Origin of the sequence: Ningiella algicola, assembly GCF_028401415.2 — a bacterium.
Classification (GTDB): domain Bacteria; phylum Pseudomonadota; class Gammaproteobacteria; order Enterobacterales; family Alteromonadaceae; genus Glaciecola.
Genome location: NZ_CP171821.2, coordinates 488,563 through 509,197, shown reverse-complemented (window position 1 = coordinate 509,197; position 20,635 = coordinate 488,563). Strand labels below are relative to the sequence as shown.

Annotated in this window: 18 protein-coding genes and 1 pseudogene; 9 read left to right on the top strand and 10 right to left on the bottom strand. The window is 43.7% G+C overall.

The window, feature by feature from the left end; all coding sequences use genetic code 11:
- Positions 1-40: 40 nt before the first annotated feature.
- The gene (locus tag PN836_RS02255; RefSeq protein WP_395343006.1) at positions 41-1,573 is read left to right on the top strand and encodes a protein adenylyltransferase SelO; all 1,533 of its coding nucleotides are present in this window, start codon (positions 41-43) and stop codon (positions 1,571-1,573) included.
- A 13-nt stretch (positions 1,574-1,586) separates the two neighbouring features.
- On the opposite strand, the gene PN836_RS02250 is transcribed toward PN836_RS02255, so the two are convergent.
- Positions 1,587-2,801, bottom strand: coding sequence for an MFS transporter (locus tag PN836_RS02250; protein WP_395343003.1), 1,215 nt, complete (start codon positions 2,799-2,801; stop codon positions 1,587-1,589).
- Between the two features lie 270 nt (positions 2,802-3,071).
- Here PN836_RS02250 and glgC point away from each other — a divergent pair, with 270 nt between their 5' ends.
- Entirely contained in the window at positions 3,072-4,325 is a 1,254-nt protein-coding gene (gene glgC, locus PN836_RS02245; RefSeq protein WP_395343002.1) for a glucose-1-phosphate adenylyltransferase, read from the top strand.
- Here glgC and PN836_RS02240 read toward each other — a convergent pair.
- Both PN836_RS02240 and PN836_RS02235 read right to left on the bottom strand, forming a co-directional pair.
- Positions 4,322-5,191 carry an alpha/beta fold hydrolase gene (locus PN836_RS02240; RefSeq protein WP_395342999.1) on the bottom strand — a complete coding sequence of 290 codons (870 nt, stop codon included), beginning with the start codon at positions 5,189-5,191 and terminating at the stop codon, positions 4,322-4,324. The genes glgC and PN836_RS02240 overlap by 4 nt on opposite strands.
- A 7-nt stretch (positions 5,192-5,198) precedes the next feature.
- Positions 5,199-6,212, bottom strand: a complete 1,014-nt coding sequence (locus PN836_RS02235; protein WP_395342996.1) for a helix-turn-helix transcriptional regulator — start codon at positions 6,210-6,212, stop codon at positions 5,199-5,201.
- Positions 6,213-6,373: 161 nt separating this feature from the next.
- Here PN836_RS02235 and PN836_RS02230 point away from each other — a divergent pair, with 161 nt between their 5' ends.
- Positions 6,374-7,531, top strand: coding sequence for an alkane 1-monooxygenase (locus PN836_RS02230; RefSeq protein WP_395342994.1), 1,158 nt, complete (start codon positions 6,374-6,376; stop codon positions 7,529-7,531).
- A gap of 165 nt (positions 7,532-7,696) precedes the next feature.
- Entirely contained in the window at positions 7,697-8,500 is an 804-nt protein-coding gene (locus tag PN836_RS02225; protein WP_395342992.1) for an acyl-CoA thioesterase, read from the top strand.
- Between the two features lie 30 nt (positions 8,501-8,530).
- Here PN836_RS02225 and PN836_RS02220 read toward each other — a convergent pair whose 3' ends face one another.
- Both PN836_RS02220 and PN836_RS02215 read right to left on the bottom strand, forming a co-directional pair.
- Positions 8,531-9,424: an HDOD domain-containing protein gene (locus tag PN836_RS02220; protein ID WP_395342990.1), complete on the bottom strand. Its 894-nt coding sequence runs from the start codon at positions 9,422-9,424 to the stop codon at positions 8,531-8,533.
- Positions 9,421-10,494 (bottom strand): 2-dehydropantoate 2-reductase, encoded by a 1,074-nt coding sequence (locus PN836_RS02215; RefSeq protein WP_395342988.1) that lies wholly within the window; start codon positions 10,492-10,494, stop codon positions 9,421-9,423. Before PN836_RS02215 ends, PN836_RS02220 begins: the two co-directional genes overlap by 4 nt.
- A gap of 95 nt (positions 10,495-10,589) precedes the next feature.
- Between PN836_RS02215 and PN836_RS02210 the strand changes: the two genes are divergently transcribed.
- Positions 10,590-11,894: a glycosyltransferase gene (locus PN836_RS02210; RefSeq protein ID WP_395342986.1), complete on the top strand. Its 1,305-nt coding sequence runs from the start codon at positions 10,590-10,592 to the stop codon at positions 11,892-11,894.
- Here PN836_RS02210 and PN836_RS02205 read toward each other — a convergent pair.
- Positions 11,881-12,783: a LysR substrate-binding domain-containing protein gene (locus PN836_RS02205; protein WP_395342984.1), complete on the bottom strand. Its 903-nt coding sequence runs from the start codon at positions 12,781-12,783 to the stop codon at positions 11,881-11,883. The genes PN836_RS02210 and PN836_RS02205 overlap by 14 nt on opposite strands.
- A gap of 113 nt (positions 12,784-12,896) precedes the next feature.
- Between PN836_RS02205 and PN836_RS02200 the strand changes: the two genes are divergently transcribed.
- Together PN836_RS02200 and PN836_RS02195 are read left to right on the top strand one after the other, a co-directional pair.
- The gene (locus PN836_RS02200; RefSeq protein ID WP_395342981.1) at positions 12,897-13,244 is read left to right on the top strand and encodes a hypothetical protein; all 348 of its coding nucleotides are present in this window, start codon (positions 12,897-12,899) and stop codon (positions 13,242-13,244) included.
- Positions 13,245-13,288: 44 nt separating this feature from the next.
- Entirely contained in the window at positions 13,289-14,395 is a 1,107-nt protein-coding gene (locus tag PN836_RS02195; protein WP_395342979.1) for a glycoside hydrolase family 5 protein, read from the top strand.
- Between the two features lie 244 nt (positions 14,396-14,639).
- Here PN836_RS02195 and PN836_RS02190 read toward each other — a convergent pair whose 3' ends face one another.
- Complete coding sequence (locus PN836_RS02190; RefSeq protein ID WP_395342978.1) at positions 14,640-15,122, bottom strand: SRPBCC family protein; 483 nt, start codon at positions 15,120-15,122, stop codon at positions 14,640-14,642.
- A 17-nt stretch (positions 15,123-15,139) separates the two neighbouring features.
- Here PN836_RS02190 and PN836_RS02185 point away from each other — a divergent pair, with 17 nt between their 5' ends.
- Positions 15,140-15,568 carry a hypothetical protein gene (locus PN836_RS02185; RefSeq protein WP_395342976.1) on the top strand — a complete coding sequence of 143 codons (429 nt, stop codon included), beginning with the start codon at positions 15,140-15,142 and terminating at the stop codon, positions 15,566-15,568.
- Between the two features lie 103 nt (positions 15,569-15,671).
- Here the strand turns inward: PN836_RS02185 and PN836_RS02180 are convergent.
- The 3 genes and pseudogenes from PN836_RS02180 to PN836_RS02170 form a co-directional block, all read right to left on the bottom strand.
- Positions 15,672-15,863, bottom strand: a pseudogene (locus tag PN836_RS02180) (transposase); the annotation flags it as partial.
- A gap of 346 nt (positions 15,864-16,209) precedes the next feature.
- Complete coding sequence (locus tag PN836_RS02175) at positions 16,210-17,664, bottom strand: serine hydrolase domain-containing protein (protein WP_395342974.1); 1,455 nt, start codon at positions 17,662-17,664, stop codon at positions 16,210-16,212.
- 522 nt (positions 17,665-18,186) lie between these two features.
- The gene (locus PN836_RS02170) at positions 18,187-19,863 is read right to left on the bottom strand and encodes an aminotransferase class V-fold PLP-dependent enzyme (RefSeq protein WP_395342972.1); all 1,677 of its coding nucleotides are present in this window, start codon (positions 19,861-19,863) and stop codon (positions 18,187-18,189) included.
- 120 nt (positions 19,864-19,983) lie between these two features.
- On the opposite strand from PN836_RS02170, the gene PN836_RS02165 reads away from it, so the two are divergent.
- Entirely contained in the window at positions 19,984-20,628 is a 645-nt protein-coding gene (locus tag PN836_RS02165; protein ID WP_395342970.1) for an energy-coupling factor ABC transporter permease, read from the top strand.
- Positions 20,629-20,635 lie beyond the last annotated feature (7 nt).

The window sequence follows — 20,635 nt, the reverse complement described above, 5'->3', positions numbered from 1 at the left end:
CAGGCTAGCCCCACACCTACATGGAATATTACTCGAGATAATGAAAAACCAGGCCTACAGCTTAGGACTTAATCAGCGTTTTACTAATTCACTCAGCGAATGCTGTATTGACGCGCACGCGCTTGATTTCCCCCACCCCAAACTTGTTTACATCAATCATGATTTAATGAGTGATTTTAAAAACGCATTTCCTGAATCTGGTGATGAGCTCGCTCGGCTTTTCTCGGGACAACAGCTTCCTATTGATGCAAAGCCGGTAGCGCAAGCATACGCCGGGCATCAGTTTGGGCATTTTAATCCGCAGTTAGGTGATGGTCGCGCCATGACCATTGGTGAACTTGAAAATTCACAGTCCAAGCTGTTTGAGCTGGACTTTAAAGGCAGTGGCCCTACCCCATTTTCACGCGGCGGCGATGGTAAAGCGGCACTTGGGCCTATGCTTAGAGAGGTCTTAATCTCCGAAGCAATGGCCGCGCTTGGCGTCCCTACCACGCGCTCACTTGCCGTAACCACAACAGGCGAAACGGTGTATCGCGATCCTCCTCAAGCAGGCGCGGTGCTCGCTCGCACCGCTGCAAGTAAAATTCGCATAGGAACCTTTCAATATTTTGCTGCACGAGAGCAATATGATGTGCTGCAAAAACTGATTGATTTCTGCATTGAGCGGCACTTTCCAAACTTGCGAAATAAGCGTCAGGAACAAAACGATTCAAACCAAACACTCACGTTCCTAAAAGAAAGCATAGCTGCACAAGCAAAGCTGGTAGCGAAATGGATGGGACTTGGGTTTATTCACGGTGTTATGAACACCGACAACATGCTCATTAGCGGCGAAACAATCGACTATGGCCCTTGCGCCTTTATGGACACTTACGACCCAAAAACCGTGTTTAGCTCCATCGACCGAAACAGTCGTTATGCCTATATGAATCAGCCAGCCGTTGCTCAATGGAACTTGTCTCGCTTTGCTGAAACTTTGCTACCTTTAATTGCAAAGGAGCAAGACGACGCTGCTTCCTCAGGTGAAGAGCATCAACGAGATAGAGCTATTGAACTGGCTACAGAAGCGGTGCAAGATTTCATCCCCCAGTATGAGAGTGCGTTTAGAGAAGTGATGTGCAATAAACTGGGGTTAAAGCAAAGTATGTCCGGCGATATAGCAGATGAGATAATCGCGCAATGGCAAGGTATTTTATTGGACCAAAAATTAGATTGGACGCAGGCTCACGTCTACTTGACACAAATTCTACTGTCTAAGCAAAAACTGACAGGCGACCTCACTCTTGTCGCGAAATGTCAAAACCCCGAGCCGATGCTGGCATGGTTAGCATTAAGACATAAACACAGCGTCGAAAGTGCTGAAACAATGGAATCAATTAACCCAGTTGTAATCCCTCGAAATCACTTAGTTGAAGAAGCCTTAAGCTTGGCGCAAAAAACAGGCGACTTATCTGCGTTTACGGCGCTGTTAGCTAGCGTTCAACAGCCCTTTACTTGGCCTGACGACATAAAATATACACAAGCTGCCCCGCCCGCTTTCAATGAAGATTTTATGACCTTTTGTGGTACGTAAAATGACATAAAGCTTACTTTTCGCGTTTTAAAAAGAAAGTGCCGGTAATGCCAAGTGCTAAGCCAAGGAGCATCATGCTCAGGCTCAGTTGCGGGGCGTATGCATTTATAAGCGCATACACGCTGCCCAGCACAAGCAACGAAACCCCAACAAAGGTGTTCGAAAATGCCACAAATTCAGTCCTGTCTTGCTCTTCAGCGATATCTACTCCATAGATTTTTCTGCCTGTTCGCACACCTTGATGCCCAATACTCAATATAAAAAATAAACTTAAAATAAAGACATTACTACTGAGCAAATTATCAAAATACAAAGGAAGAAAGAGCAAACATGCCGTTGCTATAAATGCGATTGCTGCTCCAAACCTCATGCATAACAGTGCGCTTTTATCAGACAATGCCCCCCAAATATAGGATGACAAGAAGTCTGCAATACCTTGTGCGATAATCAATAGGGCTAAGAGATTAATCAGTCCACCATCGTAGGAAAGCACAAACAAAGGAGCCAACAAAGCGGTATGCGCTAACAGTGAGCGCACAGCAATGAATTTCATTAAGCTATTTTTATTCGCAAGTGCAAAAAAACCGCCGAGCTTCTTTTCTTGCTCGCTTGACTTATCAATCTCTACAGAGGTTTTGAGCGGGCGCATTAAATACATACAAAACAACTTTGCCGCAAGCGCGATGCTACCCAAGATAATCAGTTTATTTGAAGACAGTGATGTCGATCCTAGCAATGCCGTTATGGCAATGGCGATGCTGATTACACTAGAAATGGTTGATGCACTACCCAGTAGTTTCCCTCTGTCGCCTTTATCAATATGAAAGGCTTGAATATCTTTTGTAGTCAGCGATGAGAGCGCACGTGACAAGCTCATCAGGACCAGTGAGACAAGGATCGCGAGCCCTGCAGCAAGTCCTTCAAGTGTTAAGCCTAAGCCCAGCAACAGTGCGCCTGATACAAACTGAATAAACATGCTTAACTGCCAAGCAATGTCTCGTCGTGAATAAGTGCGCAGTAAAAACGCAAAAAGCGCTTGTGGAAGCAAGGCTCCTGACTCTCTAATGGGAACAAGCAGCTGAGCCATCCATCCGGGCGCGCCAGATACACTCAATAAGGTGGGTAAAGTCGTTTTGGCCGACAGCAGGCTATCGCTTAATTTATTAGCAATCAAAATTAAGCCGAGTCGACGCGCTTTGGTGAGTAGCGTTTGATTATTTGTTTTCACTAAGCGTTAATCTCATTGCGAAAATCGTTTAAAACGTAGACAGTCATGCAGTTATGAATCAAAGTATAAATCCTGAATAAAAATAATGCCTTATTGATAGTACGAAGACCCAGCCATGGTTCAGCATAGTCGAATTATTTTGAGTTTGCGTCTATCGCTTATTAGATTGCTCTGCAAACGAGCATATGATTAAATACAAAATGTAAATGAATTGTTATAGAACTTGCCTAAGGCGATGTTTTACCGTGAAACACTAGCAAAGGATATCGAATGTCACGTATCAATAACCGTTATATTAGTAACTTAACACGAGATACATACGCCCTGGTACTAGCAGGTGGTCGCGGCTCGCGTTTGCATGAACTCACCAACTGGCGAGCCAAGCCTGCGCTTTATTTCGGAGGTAAGTTTCGAATTATCGATTTTCCTTTGTCGAACTGCATCAACTCAGGCATTCGTAATGTTGGTGTGCTAACCCAATACAAATCGCACTCCCTAATTCGACATTTGGTGCGTGGCTGGGGGCATTTTAAAAAAGAGCTGGGTGAATCTATCGAAATATTACCCGCCTCGCAGCGTTTCTCTGAAGATTGGTATCAAGGCACAGCCGATGCGGTATATCAAAATATTGATATTATTCGTGACGAGCTACCAAAATATGTCATGGTGTTATCGGGCGATCATATTTATCAAATGGATTATGGTCCTATGTTGGCTCAGCACGTTGAATCTGGCGCGCAAATGACAGTGAGCTGTATCTCTGTCCCGATTGAGCAAGCCCGAAACGCATTTGGCGTGATATCGGTGGACGACCAGAATAAGGTATGTGATTTCATTGAAAAGCCAGAAAACCCAACCCCACTTGCCAATGAGCCCGATTATTGCCTTGCGTCTATGGGGAATTACGTATTCGACACGCAATTTTTATTTGAGCAGTTAGAGCGCGACGGGGCTAATCCTGACTCTGATCACGACTTTGGTAAAGACATCATTCCTAGCATTATCGACAACTACAAAGTATTCGCATTTGATTTTAGAAAAAGCGCTAAAAATGACGCTTATTGGCGTGATGTGGGCACCCTCGACAGCTATTGGGATGCCAACATGGAACTGGTGGCTCCCGTGCCTGAACTCAATCTTTATGATAAAAGTTGGCCAATCTGGACTTATCAGGAACAACTCCCTCCCGCTAAATTCATATGGGAACAAGAGGATCGGCGCGGTGAAGCACTTAATTCCGTGGTGTCAGGCGGTTGTATCATTTCTGGAGCGACCTTACGACGCACTATCTGCTTTTCGAATGTTCGCGTCAGATCTTATAGCATCATGGAAGAGTGCGTTGCGCTCCCCGGTGTGGAAGTTGGTACACGCTGTCACATTCGTAAAGCCATTATCGACCGAGGGTGCATTATTCCCGACAACATGCATATCGGCTTAAATCACGACGAAGACAGAGCTCGGGGTTTTAGAGTGTCAGAAGGCGGTGTTGTGCTAGTGACACGCGACATGATTCAAGCGCTTTAGCGCGCCCAACTAACGAGGGTTTGATGAATGGCGTGAGCGGTCTGCTTTGGATGCTCAAGTGGAAACATGTGCCCCCCTGTATGCAAAGCTTGATGTTCAACCTCTGGATTGGCTTTTAGAAAAGGATTGCGCAAGCGCGGTATACAGACATCAGTAAATCCGCCTGTAATAATTTTAGCGGGGCATTCAAGCTTCCCATAGTAGTCAGGTAAGTTGTGAGGAATAGTCCGAAAGATACTTGCCTCTATATCGGGATCAAATGAAAGCAATCGATGCTCTCCGCGATGCTCTGTTACGCTACTGATGTAATCTTCGATGCAACGTTTTTCCATATTTTTGAATAAGGTACGTTCGGAAAAATAAGCAACTAAATCATCGTGCTTATGCCACTTACGTTTACGCATTTGTGTCTGCTTTGCAGGGGTGATTTTGTCAATCAGCCTGTTGCCTTTTGCAAACCTGAAGATAAAACGCGCAAAGCCTGTAATTAGTGGTGGGTCCAGCATAATTAAACCAGCGAAGAGCTCAGGGCGCTTGCAACAGGCAATATAGGAAATGACTGCTCCAAAAGAATGGCCAATTGCAATCACCTTTTGCTTGGAAGCACTCGTTTTTTCCACATGCTTAGTAATATGGTGGATCAGCTCGTCTACTGGATTATGCCAGTTGTCGTTGATTGGAAATTGACTGTCGTGTGCGAACTTATCAAGCGCAAATATCTGCACATTTTGTTTATTTTCAGAAACACTGTTCAGCTTTCTAAATTCGTCAAATACCGCCCGGTAACTCCCCGCAGGAAAGCTATTGGCATGGGCAAAGTGCATCAATATTGGCTCTTTGCTTATCTGGAAGTTTGTTTGGTTCACGCCGTTTCTAATCCCTTTGATGTTGCAAGTAATCGGAAGGCGAACATCCATACCAACGCTTAAACGCCCGCCGAAAGTTGGCAGTGTCTGAATAACCTAACAATAGCGCAGTTTTGCTCACTGAGTGTCCATAGGCAAGCAAATATTCACGCGCTTTTTTTGCTTGAAACTGTTCAACCACTTCTTTAAAGGTGAATCCCTCTTTGGCAAGCTCACGGTGCAAAGTGCGTGGACTCATATGCAGAATTTTTGCAATCTCTTGTAACTTCGGGTACAAGGTTTCATTTGAAATCATCCACTCGCGAACCTTTGCTGCTACACTCATATACTCATGCAGTTTTTGTAGCTCCATGTCGCACATTTGTTTGGCTTGTTCAAAGCTCATCGGGTCCACTTCGCTTAGGCTAAAATCAGCCCACTTCAAATCAAAGGCTAGCCCACTGAATCCTCTGTTAAATGAAATTTCTGCCGGTTCGAAAATAGTATAGCGTTGATGATAATGCGGCTTCTCAAAGTCAAAAAATAATCGATTAATTTTAATGTCTGGATGGCGTTGCTTAAGTGCTAAAAAGAGGTTGTACATAGCCAGGCTAACTGCCTCTATCATGAAACGATGCAAATGCCCTTCCCAGTGAGCATCATTCGCCAGAATGACTATTTCCTTATTTTCTTCAAACGCGGTTATTTCAATGAAAGGTATGCGCGTAATCATGTACTGCTGTACAAACTTAATAATGCTGCGAATGCTATTACAGTTTAAAATACCTAAGCCAAAGGCACCGTGATGCGCAATTTGCAAGCGTTGCCCCACTAGCAAGCCCAAATGCTGCAGCTCAGTTTGAGTAAGCACTCCCTGCATTAAGGCATCAAACTGTTGCGTTGAAATATTTGCTCCAGGTTTCAACAAGCTTTCTTTATCAAGATTATGCTGCGCTAGCCATCGCTCAAGCGGCACAGCATGGTCGTTTAAGACATTAAACAAATGTCCAAAATAGAATACGGGAAGCTGGTTAACCAACATGCACTTATCCGCCTTAGTTGTTTTACGCACTTTGTATATGTCACAACGTTAAGATATTTATGAATAATTGGCAAGAAATGACTCCTTATTGTCAGAATTTGCTATCACGCCTTGTTCATTCAACTGTCATTCTAATCGTGTCATAAAAAGGAGTGACTGAGATGTTCCATTACCTAAAGTTTTTTCATTATTTTCTAACGATATTTATCGGTTGCGCTTGTTTATTGCTTGCTAACCATTTTATTTGGTTAGGCTTTTTTCTATTCGTTGGGATTTACGTGTTAGGAGACGCACTGCTGGGTGACGATATATCCACGCCAACATTAACGCATCAACGCTTACTTAATGTATTGCTTTACAGCGCTTTGCCTATCGCACTGATTATGCTGACTATTGCCATGTGGTTAGTCACGCCATATGAATGGAGCATAATGACTAATATTAGCGCTGCAATTCACTATGATTTGGTTGCAGCCAAAGCGGAAACAGCCCCTTGGCAGCTTGCGATTGCAGTACTTTTCTGCGCGTTTTTACTCGCTGGCGCAGCCACCGTTGTTGGGCATGAACTGGTACATCGATTACGCAGTAAATTTGCAGTTAGTATGGGGAGATGGTTGCTGTCTTTAAGTTTTGATGCCAATTTTTCCATCGAACATGTTTACAATCATCATGCGAAAGTTGCGACAAAAGATGACCCGGTTACAGCGCCGCGAGGCAGAAACGTTTATGCACATGTTGTTAGAGCGCTTATCGGCACAAACATGTCTGCATGGCAAATAGAATCAAAGCGTTTAGCACGTAAAAATCAGAGTCTGCTAAGTTATCATAACGCGTACTTGAGAGGTTGGATGATGACAGCCTGTTGGTTAGCGTTGGCCTTCGTTTTAGCGAACTGGCAAGGCGTGTTATTTTTCAGCGCTATTGGCATTATGGCAAAGTTGCTTTTAGAAGTGGTGAATTACATGGAGCATTATGGCTTAGTCAGAGATCCAAAACAGCCAGTTAAGCCAAAGCATTCGTGGAATTCTAATCGGAAAATAAGCTGCTGGGCCATGTTTAATCTGCCGCGCCACAGCCACCATCATGCCCAAGGCGCTTTGCCATTTGAAAAGCTCAAGCCGATGGAAGATTCACCAGAGATGATCAGTGGCTATATTTCAACCATCGGCATTGTGCTGATTCCCCCACTTTGGTTTAAACTCATGCAGCCAAAGCTTGATCACTGGGACAGCCACTTCGCCAACGAGAGGGAGCTTGAAATCTTGCGTGAACAGGCGAAAGAACAGCCGCAAAACTTCATAGGCATGTTGCTGTACTAAGCAAAGCTACAGTATATGAATGAAAACAGTTCAAGCGATATCTTTGTCGCTTGGACTTTTTTATTGCTTAAGTTTTTAAGCTAAAGAATATTGAATGAACTTTAATCACTTTTAACTCATATACTTAGCTAGTCATAGCGCAGTCACAGTTTAAATAAAACCAATATGAATATTGATGAACTCCTAGCAATAGCATCCTCGCAACAAGAAGATAACACCAAAGCGTTTTTAATCCCTAAAAAGTGGTCGCAAGGGCGCACTGTGTTCGGTGGTTTATCTGCCGCCATGCTGTATGAAGCTAGCAAGCAGTATGTTGCTTCAGAGCGTTTGCTTCGTTCCATGAGCACTAACTTTGTGGGGCCTTTGATAAGCGAGCAAGCCTTTAATATCAGTGTAGAAATTGTGAGAGAAGGCAAAAATGTGTCTCAGCTTCAAGCAAGGGCTATACAAAACGGCAAGGTCTGCGTGGTAAGCCAATTCTGCTTTGCAGCTGATCGCGTATCTAAAACAGGCGTGGAAAACAATGAATCCCACAGCATGGCTTTACCAAAGAAAGCGAAGTTTATTCCTCAAATTCCCAAAGTCACTCCGAAATTTTTGCAACATTTCGATTTAGCGATTGAATCAGGAGGCACACCTTTCACTGGTAAAAAAACCAGCCATTATCATGGATGGATGAGATTCAAAAAAGCGCCCAAGACCTCTAATGAAGCGCATCTTATATGCCTACTGGATGCTTGGCCACCCACGCTTATTCAGCAACTAAAGTGGCCTGCACCCGCGTCTACGGTTAGTTGGAATGTGGAGTTTATTTACCCTCACAAACAGATTGAACCTAGCGACTGGTTTGCCTATAAGGAAGATACCCGTCAAGCGGCAAATGGCTACGGTCACACCGAAGCAACTTGCTGGGATGCGCACGGTGAAGTTGTAGCACTATCTCGTCAAACCGTTGCTGTATTTGACTAGCGGCCAGCCTGAATTGAGCTTCTGACTGCCTTAAGCTGCCTCAGATACGTTTTTATTGAAGATTTTTAAGGTGTCGTTGCACTCGTCTTTTACGGTGTCGTAAAGCGCGACTAATTGCTCGGCACTTATATCTAGGCATTCATACAAAAAGCTCGGCACGTGTTGTTCGATGTTGTACAGATGCGGATATGCCATGACTAAAGATAACTCATAAGCAAGTTGAATAATTTGACTTTCCATCGTGACCGACGGCACATCATCGTGATGCTGCATGGCCACCGTCGATACAATAGAATCTGGTAGCAACCAACGTTGCAGCAATGACGCTGATATTTCAGCGTAGGTGAAACCAAGCGTCTGTTGCTGAGCAAATCTAGGCTTTTGAGTTGGCCCGATTAAATTGCAGTCTTTTATCAAATGAGGATTGACGCGTAATACCGCCAGCTCACCTGTATTGTGCAGCAGCCCGCTTGTAATGACGCGGTGTATGTCGCGTTCGCCACAAAGCTTTGCAATGTATTTGCCCATAATCGCCGTGATTAAGCTTTGTTTCCAATAGTTGTCCACATTAATATATTTACTTTGCTCTCGCCCTAAAATATTTGAAATGCTGAAAATCAAAGCATAGTCGTATACCGATTTAACGCCAATCACTTGGATGGCTCTGTCGATGCTTTCTATTTTTCGAGAAAAACGATAAATCGAACTATTGGCAAGCTTAAGTATCTGGGCGGCAAGCCCTGGGTCGAGCATAACCGTATTGGCAATATCTTGAACACTGGCTTTACCCGAATCGGACATCTTTTTGATTAGCGTTGCCGTTTCCGGTATTGCGAATAGCTCTGCTGCTTTTTGAGAATATTCGATTGCGTTCATATTGGCCCTATTTAATCCACTTTTTACGATACTAAGCTTTGTCGTCATGTGTCCTGCTCTAACTCAAATTGTTCCAAGGCTGATTTGAACTGTTCTGCGCTCATTCGCTCGCCCTTTTCGGCGCGATGAATCAACGATACTGTCCATTCGTTAGCAGGAGCTGGAACATCTAGCCTTTTCGCCTCGCTAACGACTTTACCTTGAATAAAATCCACTTCCGTTTGCCGATTTTGTGATAAGTCCCACCACATTGATGTTTTCACCTTTGGGTCAACGGCTATCATCTTTTGTGCGAGTAACTTAAACAACCAATCTGGCAGCGTTAGTACTTTTGGTATCCATGTATTCGGCAAATTTGCAATTTTCGGTAGTTTTATTTTTTGTTTTTCAGTAACCAGGAGCAACTCACGCATCAGACGCGCGATAAATCGTCGATATATTCGAGTCTCTAGCATTTGCTTTACAGGAACGTCTGCAAGCGCATTAACTGCATTTCCCATATTGAGTTGAAGTTTAGCCCACTGGAGGGCAGTCATATGATAGCTTATTCCTAGCGGTAAAATCGGTGTGCTTAACTGTCGGCTTAGCCACTTTGTTGAAGATTCAAGTGCACTGGCTATTTCAATGATCATCTTACCCTCAGAGCCTCGATGAAATACTTTATCGTCATCGTTAACCACATTAAATGGCACCATGGCTCGGATCACATGATTATGAGGAAAAGCAAGTTCAACTTCTTGGTGGGTATTAACGCCATTTTGACAGCAAATAATGACAGTTTTGTCACCCACGCATGGACGCATCTCGCTGATAGCCTCACTTAACATGGTGCACTTAACGGTCAGCCAAATTACATCAGCCTGAGGCAAATCAGTGTTCTGCGCCAAATCAATTAGCGCTGCATCGTGTGACACTGTGACGCGATTGCCTTCAAAATCGGATAGTGTATATTGACCCTCTAGCTGCGTGAGAAATCGCTTGCGACCAACAAAACTCACGTTTTGTTTAACGTGCAGTAGCGCGCCGCCAATGTAGCAACCGATTAAACCTGCACCAAAAATCAGGTGCTTAGTTTGAGCCTGTGCCGATTGATGCTCACTTTTAGTTTTATTGCTCAAATCTATCTCCGCTCATGCAACTGTCGTTAATAGGAACTCATAATGCGCGCCAGCCATTGTAGATACTACGTAAGTGAAAGGCATAAGTGACAAAGATGCAAGATTCTCTCGATAAAAACTTAGTCGTGTTATTTATTGGCTTTATATGGCCCGAAACAAACGCGACGGCGGCAGGACAAAACATTGTGAGTTATGTTCGCACCTTGTTGGACGCAGGCTACAAAGTGCATTTTGCAAGCGCTGCGCAACAAGGCTCTATGTCAACCGACCTAACACTACTTGACAGCAAGCCGGGCCAAATTCAATGTCACCAGATTAAACTCAACTGTGATAGTTTCAACCAGTTTGTCGCTGAGCTTGATGTAAACATTGTGATATTTGATCGCTTTTTAACGGAAGAGCAATTTGGTTGGCGAGTGATGAAAGCGGCGCCACACGCCATGCGAGTGCTCGATTGCGAGGATTTGCATTTTTTGCGCCATGCAAGGCATCAACTATACAAAGCGCAGGGCTATTCACCAAGTAGCGCTGAATACCTGCGACCAAATTCAATCTTAGACGAATCATCACGGGAATTTTTATACAGCGAACTTTGCGCTAGGGAGATGGCGTGTATATTTCGATGTGACCTAACGCTTACGCTATCGAACTTTGAAGCATCCCTGCTTGTTGAACATTTTAATCTATCAGAATGTATCATTCACCAAGTTGGCTATATCAGTCATGACATTGATGACGAAAGCAAACGCTCAGCAAGCCAACATAATGCAAGTCACGATTTCATCAGCATTGGAAACTTTAGGCATGCGCCAAACATTGATGCAGTGCGCATTCTAGTCCGCAAAATCTGGCCTGGCATCAGAGAATCGCTTCCCGATGCTGACTTACACATTTATGGCGCGTACATGCCTCCCAAAATAAAGGGACTAAACGCCCCCAAAAAAGGCATTCACATGCATGGACATGCACCGTGTCAATTTGAAGTACTCTCCAAGGCAAAAGTCATGCTTGCTCCAATCCAATTTGGCGCTGGCGTAAAAGGAAAATTGAGAGACGCAATTTTGTGTAAGCTACCTTCCATTACCACGCCAATTGGAGCCGAAGGCATTGAGTATGAGCGCTGGCCAGGTGCAGTGGTTTCAACCGAACAAGATTTTATCGATAAAGCTATTGAAGCCTACTCGATGGGTCGAGCATCATTTGAAGACTTATGTATGGAGGTTGAAAAGCATAACTTTGATAAGCAATCAAATGCTCAAAAGCTGGTAGATTCACTCGAGCGAAGCTATCGCAACTTACAAAATCGGCGGAGCAATAATTTTATGCAAATTATGCTTTCCCATCACAGCTTACAGACCCACAAATACATGAGCCAATGGATTGAAGCTAAGAACGCCTAGCATCTAATTGAGGACAGAGCCATTGCTCAAACAGCTTTACCTTACTGCGAGAAAAGTGGTGCGGCGGAGCAACCAGATATAGCGCCCAAGGGCTTGGCTCAGATACACCCAATGCAGTTATTAGCGTGCCGTCTCGTAAATGCTCTGCAACTAAAGCTTGGTTCACAAAGGTAAAGCCTCGGCCCGCAAGTGCATTTTCAATAAGCAGCATCGAGTTATCGGTACGAATAGGAATGGCTAGGGAAGTTGGATCAACATCGAACTTATTACAAACGCGCTCAAAAACAGCTTGGGTTTGAGGGCTGGGATCTTGAATATACGGTAACGAAAACACATTTGCGGGCGTGCTTATCACCTTGTCTTTTAATAATGTCGGACTGAGCACCAGCACTAAATGATCATTAAACAGTTTTTTTTCAGACAGCCCCTGATAGCCTCCCCCGCCCATTCGAATGCACACATCGATATCGTCTTTCGCAAAGTCTACTAAATTATTGCTCGGATTGATTTGGACTAAAATATTGGGATGCATTGCTTGAAAGGCGGGCAAACGGGGCATCAACCAAATAGAAGTAAAGGAGTGAATAGCTGATATTTTCAATGTATTAGGAGATGTATCTCCATGCACCAACTCCACACCCTCGGTGAAGGATGTAAACCCTCTTTCGATGAAAGGTTGAAGTCTCTCCCCTTCGAGTGTGAGCTTAGTAGACTGGTTGTTTCTAGTGAATAGGGCAATACCAAGAAAGTCCTCTAGCAACTTTATTTGCTGACTCACTGCAGCCTGCGTCACGTTTAAGCTTTCTGATGCTTCTTTAAAATTCGCTTTTTGTGCAGCAATTCTAAAAAAATGTAGCGATTTCAATGGAGGCAGTCTAGATTTGAGCATACTGAACCTTATACTTTACTTTTTCTTAATTATAGATAAATTCTTATTGATTGCGAGAGGTCACATCACGCAATAGGCTTATGGTATACATAACCTTCTCCATAGGCATAAATATGTTCTCTACAAATCACAACACTAACCGCACAAATGATTTAATTAAGGCCTTCACCTTAATTCTTATCGCGTTTTCCACGCACCTGCATGCACAACAAAAGATAGTGATTGATGACGCCATGGCGCTTTCCTATCCGTATTCAGCCGTACTACTAAAAAGCGACAAACTTAAGATAAACTACATCAAAGAAGACTTTGGAGTCACTTGCAGTGTTAGTGTGGAATGGGATGAATCGCATGTTGAAACAACAAGCCAAAGCGTAAGATACAACAAGTTTAAGGTCTTGCCCCTCAAAGCATGCCTACCCAAAACAGAAGCATGGAAAGTGCTTAAGCAATTGAAATAACTGCGCTACAGTATAAGTGTTTTTCTTTAACTGAAGCTCGACTTATGACTCAAGGCATTACCAATACCTTTTTGTGTTTATCCCTCTTACTTTCGCTTGCGACTGCCAATGCTTTTCAAAGCGATGCAGATAAAGCAGTGGCTTGGTGGGAAATTCCCCGTGCAGCGCCATTTGATGCAAGTGAGCTAAAGCAGCGGCCGATTATACGCGTGGATGGGAATCGCTTTGTAGACGAGCAAGGTAACACATTCTTATTTAAAGGAATGAATATCGCCGCTCCCGATCGCTTGCTCAAGATTGGTCAATGGAACAAAGGCCTTTTTGAAGAGCTAAAAGAATGGGGAGTGAATACCATACGCCTTCCGATTCACCCTATTGGTTGGCGCATGATGGGACAAGCCGAATATGCCAAAGTGCTCGATGAAGCCGTTGTTTGGGCTAATGATTTAGATATTTACCTCATTATTGACTGGCACAGCATTGGCTATTTACCAAGCGGGTTGTTTCAACACCCAATGTACGAAACAGACGAACAAGAAACCTTGCAGTTTTGGCAATTTATAAGCGCTCGATATGAAGGTGTGCCGACAGTGGCCGTATATGAAATCTTTAATGAGCCTACAGATATTGGCGGAAAGGCGGGTAAGGCGAGCTGGCCAGTATGGAAAGCGTTTAACGAGAAAGTCATTGATGTCATTCACGCTCACGATAAAGATGTCATCTCGCTAGTAGCGGGCTTTGATTGGGCCTATGATTTACGACCCGTGTTAGCCGACCCAGTCGCGCGTGAAAACGTGGCGTATGTATCCCACCCCTACCCGCAAAAAGAAAGACCTAATCCTCGAAACAAAGACACGCTGTATCCCCTGTGGGACAGGAAGTTTGGTCATGTCGCTTCAACATATCCAATAATAGTGACCGAGCTTGGCTGGGTAAGCCCAGATGGCTATGGCGCGCACATTCCGGTAAAAGATAACGGTAGCTACGGACCGATGATAGTCGATTACATGCACCAACGCGGCATTTCATGGACAGGCTGGGTATTTGACCCGCAATGGTCGCCCGTTATGATCACCGATTGGAACTATACCCCATCAGAGCAAGGTGAGTTTTTTAAGCGGGTTTTGCAGGGTGACTATGAGCCAAAGTAGTTTGGGTTATTTAGATTCTAGGGTTGGAATTTGAAAATTTGCAGGTAATGGGTAAAAACATGAGTTGGTTGGAATGTTTGCTTCTATTCGTCGAAAATCTTGTGTTGCAAACATCCAGGACAAGCGTTTGGCTGGCAGTTTAAGACAAGCAGCGGACTGCCAGCTTTGTGATTATGACCACCAAACAGAAATGGTTTGTTAATGAACTTATTGGTAACGTTGTAATTAATGAGCCGTCTTTCTGTTATCTTTCAACCTCCAATTTCAGTTGGCCAAAATAAGCAGCTACAAATTCCTCTAAATCAAAAAACAACCTTGATAGGATCCTTCCAATTATTGATTCTTGAATGATGGTTTCGGAAATGTTTATGGTTGTCGCTCCATTATTATCTGAAAATTCAGCGAGGTAATGACCTTTAAACGGCCCCGACATTTTAAGCTCTATTATTTTATTAGTCTCTAATCGAACAATTTCAAATTCAACCGCTGGTCCATTAGTTGGAATTTCTTTAAATGATCTTTCGTCCAATATTTCAACTGATTTTACGTCACTACGCCACTTCTCCTGGCCCTTCCAGTCACTCATTGTTTCCCAAACTATTTCGACGGGGGCGTTAATCTGTATAGTTTTACTCACGCTTTTTGTAGTGGGTAAAGTAGCACCCCAAACAAAAACAAGCGCCAAAAGAACAACGACAGACAATACAACTATGATTAGAGTTTTCATAACACCTCGCTTTCTCTTTGTTTATCAACCCTAAATTAAAACCTATAGTAGAATTGGTAATTTCTAGGTTAGAAAAGAACACATATGAAAGCGATATAAAAGGCTTTTCATTAGCTCTTACTCACGGATGGAAAGAAGCAGAAAAGCACAAATTAAACCAGAGATCAGAACCGTTCTTAAACTTACTACCAATTAGTCACTGGGAAGAGGTTATAGGTAATTGGAATGAGGTTGCAATAGCACAATTCGCTGATTTCATACACCATCGCTATAACGTGAAACATGCACCTAACTATTTCGGCGAAGAACTTTTATGTATAGAAGGTATTAAGGATTTTGCTTATTTCAATTCTACTAACAGAACTGTGCCTCACGGTGTGAAGAAAGGCTCGTTCACTAGGCTATTTTTGGCCTGCGAAGCGTCATTGAAAAGCCTAAACGCTTAGTCGTGTGCGTATTGGTCAACTGTTTTTGGCCACAAATCTGGAGCCTGTAGCAGATTCTGTGTAACTGCCATTAGTGAATATGTCTTTCCAGGCGGTCTCCGAACTAAATGATAAAACGACTCATTGCCTTGCGCCAGTTGTGAATTGACATTGTTCATTTTTTTTATGCCTCAGTGACGGCCAAGTAGACCATTTTCTTGGCCGAATCATCGCTAGGGAATATCTTCCGCTTCTTGATTGCTTTACGAGTAACGCTGTTCAAAAACTCAATCGCGTTGGTAGTGTAAATCGCTCTGTAATCCTCCCCTTAAACAAAATCGATTTTATCTCCAATGGCGCCGTTAGAAACTATCAGCAAATTGTTGAGTCTTCATAGTAACACTCGTCTTGACTAAAAAACCATAATCTGTGTCTTTATGGTGAAGGTTAAATGTCTGCCATACGTACTTTTTTGCCTCACAGCCTGCATTTACCGGCTCAAACAGGCAAGGGAAGGTCGTAGTTTTTACATTAAAAGAAAACGACTAAATGAGAAAACTAACTCGGTATTAGCCATTCACTTCTTATACTTAACAAGTTTTAAAATCTGACAAGTTTGATAATTTGGACGTAGACTCATCAATTTGTAATTAAAGAACGGTTTACGCATTATCGATTTTACGTGCAAACGTAAAACCTATTAGACACAACAATAAAAACTGCAAACACAACCAAATTTCAGGAATGCCCTCTGGGGCATGCTGCATTGCTGTCAGTGTGGTGGACATGCCAGACATCAACTTTGCGCCAAATGAGCTTTCGAGCACTACCTTACCGCCTATCAATGCTATTACAAACAGTGCTAAAAAGAACCAACGACGTTTTGTTACTGGCATCGCGAAAAGAGTCTTTCCTTTTACGAGCGAGATAACTCGTCCAATGATCAAAAGCAGACCGCTCAAAAATAAAACGGACGCAATTGTCAAATGCAGTTGCACTCTCTGGTTATAACTCTGTATCCCTTCGGAACACTTTTGTTTGAGTGCTCCTCTGGAAAAGTGTTCTTCCCAGTAGCATCTGATTTCATAGCCTAAAACCCCACCACGTTGACTATTGGTTAATACTATTAATCCTGAATTAGTGTCTGGTAACATGATCAAATTGGCGCGCCAACCTTGATTGGCACCATTGTGTCCAACCAGCCCAGCTTCTGGGTCAATAAAAAAGCCCATGCCCACACCAACCTTGGAATTAAAAACGACTGGGGTATGCAGCTGATTGACCAGTTCCATGCTAAGTACAGAGTTGGAAGTCATATTAGCAAGGGCGAATTTTGCTAAATCTCCAGAGGTACTATGTAGGCTGGCAGCGGCTTCAGCACGAAAATGAAAATAGTCCACTAGATTAAACACGGCGTAAGGCAATGCGCGTCTTGCTTTAAGTGAATCATCCGGTGCATAGCTGCTGCTGGTCATTCCTAAAGGTGTGAGCACACTTTGATTTGCATAAACCGAAAAAGGCATTCCAGTCACTTCCTCAACCAATAACTGTAGTAGGGTAAATCCACCACCCGAATAGCGAAAGCCAGCACCCGGCTCCTGAATAATATAGACATCTCCTGAACCACCTGTTTGCCCGGACAAAGACTCAGCGGTGCTGGGTAAAGGCTGGCTCTCAGGAAATCCGGGGTAACCGTGTAAACTCAAACCTGCTGAATGGGAAAGTAAACGTCTGACAGTTACCTGTTCAGCATCAAATTCGGATGCAGGGAGCTGCCATTTTTCGACGTAATGACTTACGGGCGTATCAAGTTCAACTTTGCCATCACGTACCAGTGTCATCACCGTCCAAGCAGCAACGGATTTTGAAATCGAGCCGACCTGAAAGACGGTGTCAGGCTTCACATGATCTTCTTTAACATCAGGATGAGAGAAGGCAAATTGCTCAACAATCTGACCATTTTCAATGCGTGCAATGCTAGCGCCAGCTACTTCTCGGTCTATCAGGACTCTGGTTACGTAGCTTTCGAAATCAGTAGGCTGAGCCTGAGGTTGCAGACAAAACAGCGAGATGACACTACTGAGAAAGCCTATAAAAAAGTAGGTAGGTTTTATCATAACAATTACCTTTAAAAGATTGTAATGCCGTCTTGCCAAACTAAATTCAGTCTTATACGCACAGCTTAGTATTCCAAGCGTGGTGAAATCATTTGAAAAATAAGCAGTTTAGCTGAACTATGCAACAGGTGCATTTTTTTACTCCTTTGTCAGATTTTTTATGCCACGATTCAAGAGCAATCTTAAGGATAGAGCATCTACAAAAAATACTTGCTGCACCCAAGTTGAGGAGTTGGTTCTTTTTCGACTGTTTAATGAGCCAGTAAAGCAGTGTATAAGACATTAGTGTTAACGACCGCATTCGATGGTTGCAACCATAATCACCATATCAGAACGACGGTCCGAATTACGTACTAAAGAGCCTTGCCCAATTTAAAGTCGAACGTCCGGATTGCAAAGAATCATTTGGCTAAACAATAAAACCTGCGAACCAACTATCGCACAAAACAGCAATTCCTCCGCATGCTAAAAATACAAACTTTCCAACTTTAGAATACAAATAGCCGTAATTTGAAACCTTGTTCACGCGCCCTGCTCTAGCCTGTTAATAATATTTCGAATCCCATCCTTACGCCCAGCGCTGAAATAGTTCTCTAATCCAAGCTCGCGCAAATACTGTGAATAGTCGAAGCGCTTTCTATCGGCACTCGCAAGCGCTTGGTGTTTTAACAATAACACTGCAAGTATACCCCGTACGGTTTTGCTATCAGAGTGCGCGCATAAAGTATCGCCCTGTTTTTTTAGCCAAACCTGTGCTTCACAGCCGTGCACTTCTGAATCTTTATTGCGCAATGCGTTCGGTAAGCTAGGGAGTTGTTTGCTTAATAAGAGCAACTGCCGATGTTTTTCGGACCAGTTATTTGCATCCTTTAGGTGTTGCTCCCAAGCATTTTCAGCGTCTTGGGGCTCAAGTTGATCACTATTCGCTAGGCTTTTTAACTCGTTGATAGCCCTTTCTAATGCGTCGACAAACTGGTCAATATCGGCTTGTGTGTTATAGCAAGCAAGGGATATTCTCAAGCAGGCCTTCATCCCCAGCGCATCCACCAATGGCATGGCGCAGTGCTGACCATACCTCAACGCAATGTCTTTTGCGTATAAACTGTGGGCAAGTGCGTCGCTGTCTACGTCAATTGGTACAAAGCTAATAATTCCGATATGCGAGTGCTCTGCACGCTCATCGCTTCTCACACTTGAATAAGAAAAACAATTTATTGAAAGGGCTTTTAGCTTGGCCAGTGTGTATCCCAAAAGCTGCGTTTCATGCGCTTGAATATCTTGGGTATTTTCACGTATAAAACGCGCTGCTTCACGTAATCCTATTACGCCGAGAATATTCGGCGTGCCCGCTTCAAACTTAAGTGGTGGTGGCTGAGCCGTGTAGCCAGAAAATGAAACCTTAGAAACCATTTCACCGCCCAATTTACTCGGGCTAAGCGCCTCTAGTCTCTCATACTTCCCCCAGCACACACCAACGCCCGTCGGAGCATACATTTTGTGCCCGCTGAACACATAAAAGTCACAGCCAATGTGCTGCACATTGACCAACATGTGCGCAACCGCCTGTGTACCGTCTATTACGCTCAGTGCGCCCACGCGGCTGGCTTGTTCACACAGACTTGGAACGGGATAAATAACGCCGAGTACGTTTGACACATGAGCACACGCCAATATGGCGGTATCGTCATCTATTTGACTTAACCAGCGTTGAAAAGTCGTTTCAGTAAATACCAGGCCGCTTCGCCTGCAACGGTCAAGCTTTAGAATGCTAATTTGCATTCCCAGACGCTTCGCCAATGCCTGCCAAGGCAAAATATTTGCGTGATGCTCGCTTTCGCAAATGAGTATTTTATTACCGTTTAGCTGAGCTTTATCTAGGCCATTGGCGATGAGATTGATGCTTTCGGTGGCGCCGCTGGTAAACACAATTTCAGATGCTTCGTTTGCACTAATCAAATGTGCCACTTCATTTCTAGCACGCTCATACTCTTTAGTGGCGGCGTTCGCCAAGGGATAAGCGCCGCGGTGCACGCTTGCATTACGCTTACTTGAAAAATCATGCACCGCGCTTACCACCTTATCGAGTTTCTGCGTAGTCGCCGCGCTGTCGAGATAAACCATGGGCGTTGCGTTATGGTAAAAAGGGAAGCGTTTTCTAAAGTTTAGGCTCAATTGAATCATCTCTGCTTGTGAGTGCACATCACTGTTGCCAGATAATATAGAATAAAAGTACTTTCTCAATGTTCGAGGGCAGAATTATTCTCGGAATTTGTTAGACTAAGGCTAATTGATAAACACCTTCCATTTTAGGGATGCGTCTTGACGACACTGCAAGTGATCAGCCTCTGCCTTTACATTATTGGCTTGGCCTATGTCTGTAGCAAAACCAATTTTAAACAGCTGGCAAGCGATAAGTCCCTTCAGCATAAAGTGTTTGGCGCGATTACCTGCGTCTTTGTTTTATGGTTGTTTCGAGTCAGTATTTACGATGGCCTAGTCATGCACTTTCTATGGCTAACCTCGCTTACCCTGGTATTGGGCTTGCGGTGGGCGCTAATTGGCGCAAGCGCAGTGCTGCTCGCAAGTACCTTGATTGGTCAAGAAAGCTATCAAATGCTGGGGGTGAATGGCTTATTGGGTGTCTTCTTACCCATTATATTCACCTATTTGGTTTACATGCTGACCTTTCATAAAATGTATCGACATTTGTTTATCTATATTTTCTTATGCGCGTTTTTTCCAGGTGCAATTAGCATCGTACTAAAAATGCTCAGCTTAAGCGGCTACTATTATCTAGAAGGTTTGTATACTTGGGATGTCATTGAGTACAACTACGCGCAAATGACCATTCTAATGGCCTTCCCTGAAGCCTTCTTCAACGGGATGACCATGACATGTCTAATCGTATACAAGCCCGATTTGGTGTACACCTTTGAAGATAAATTCTATCTAGACGGAAAGTAGGTCTTGC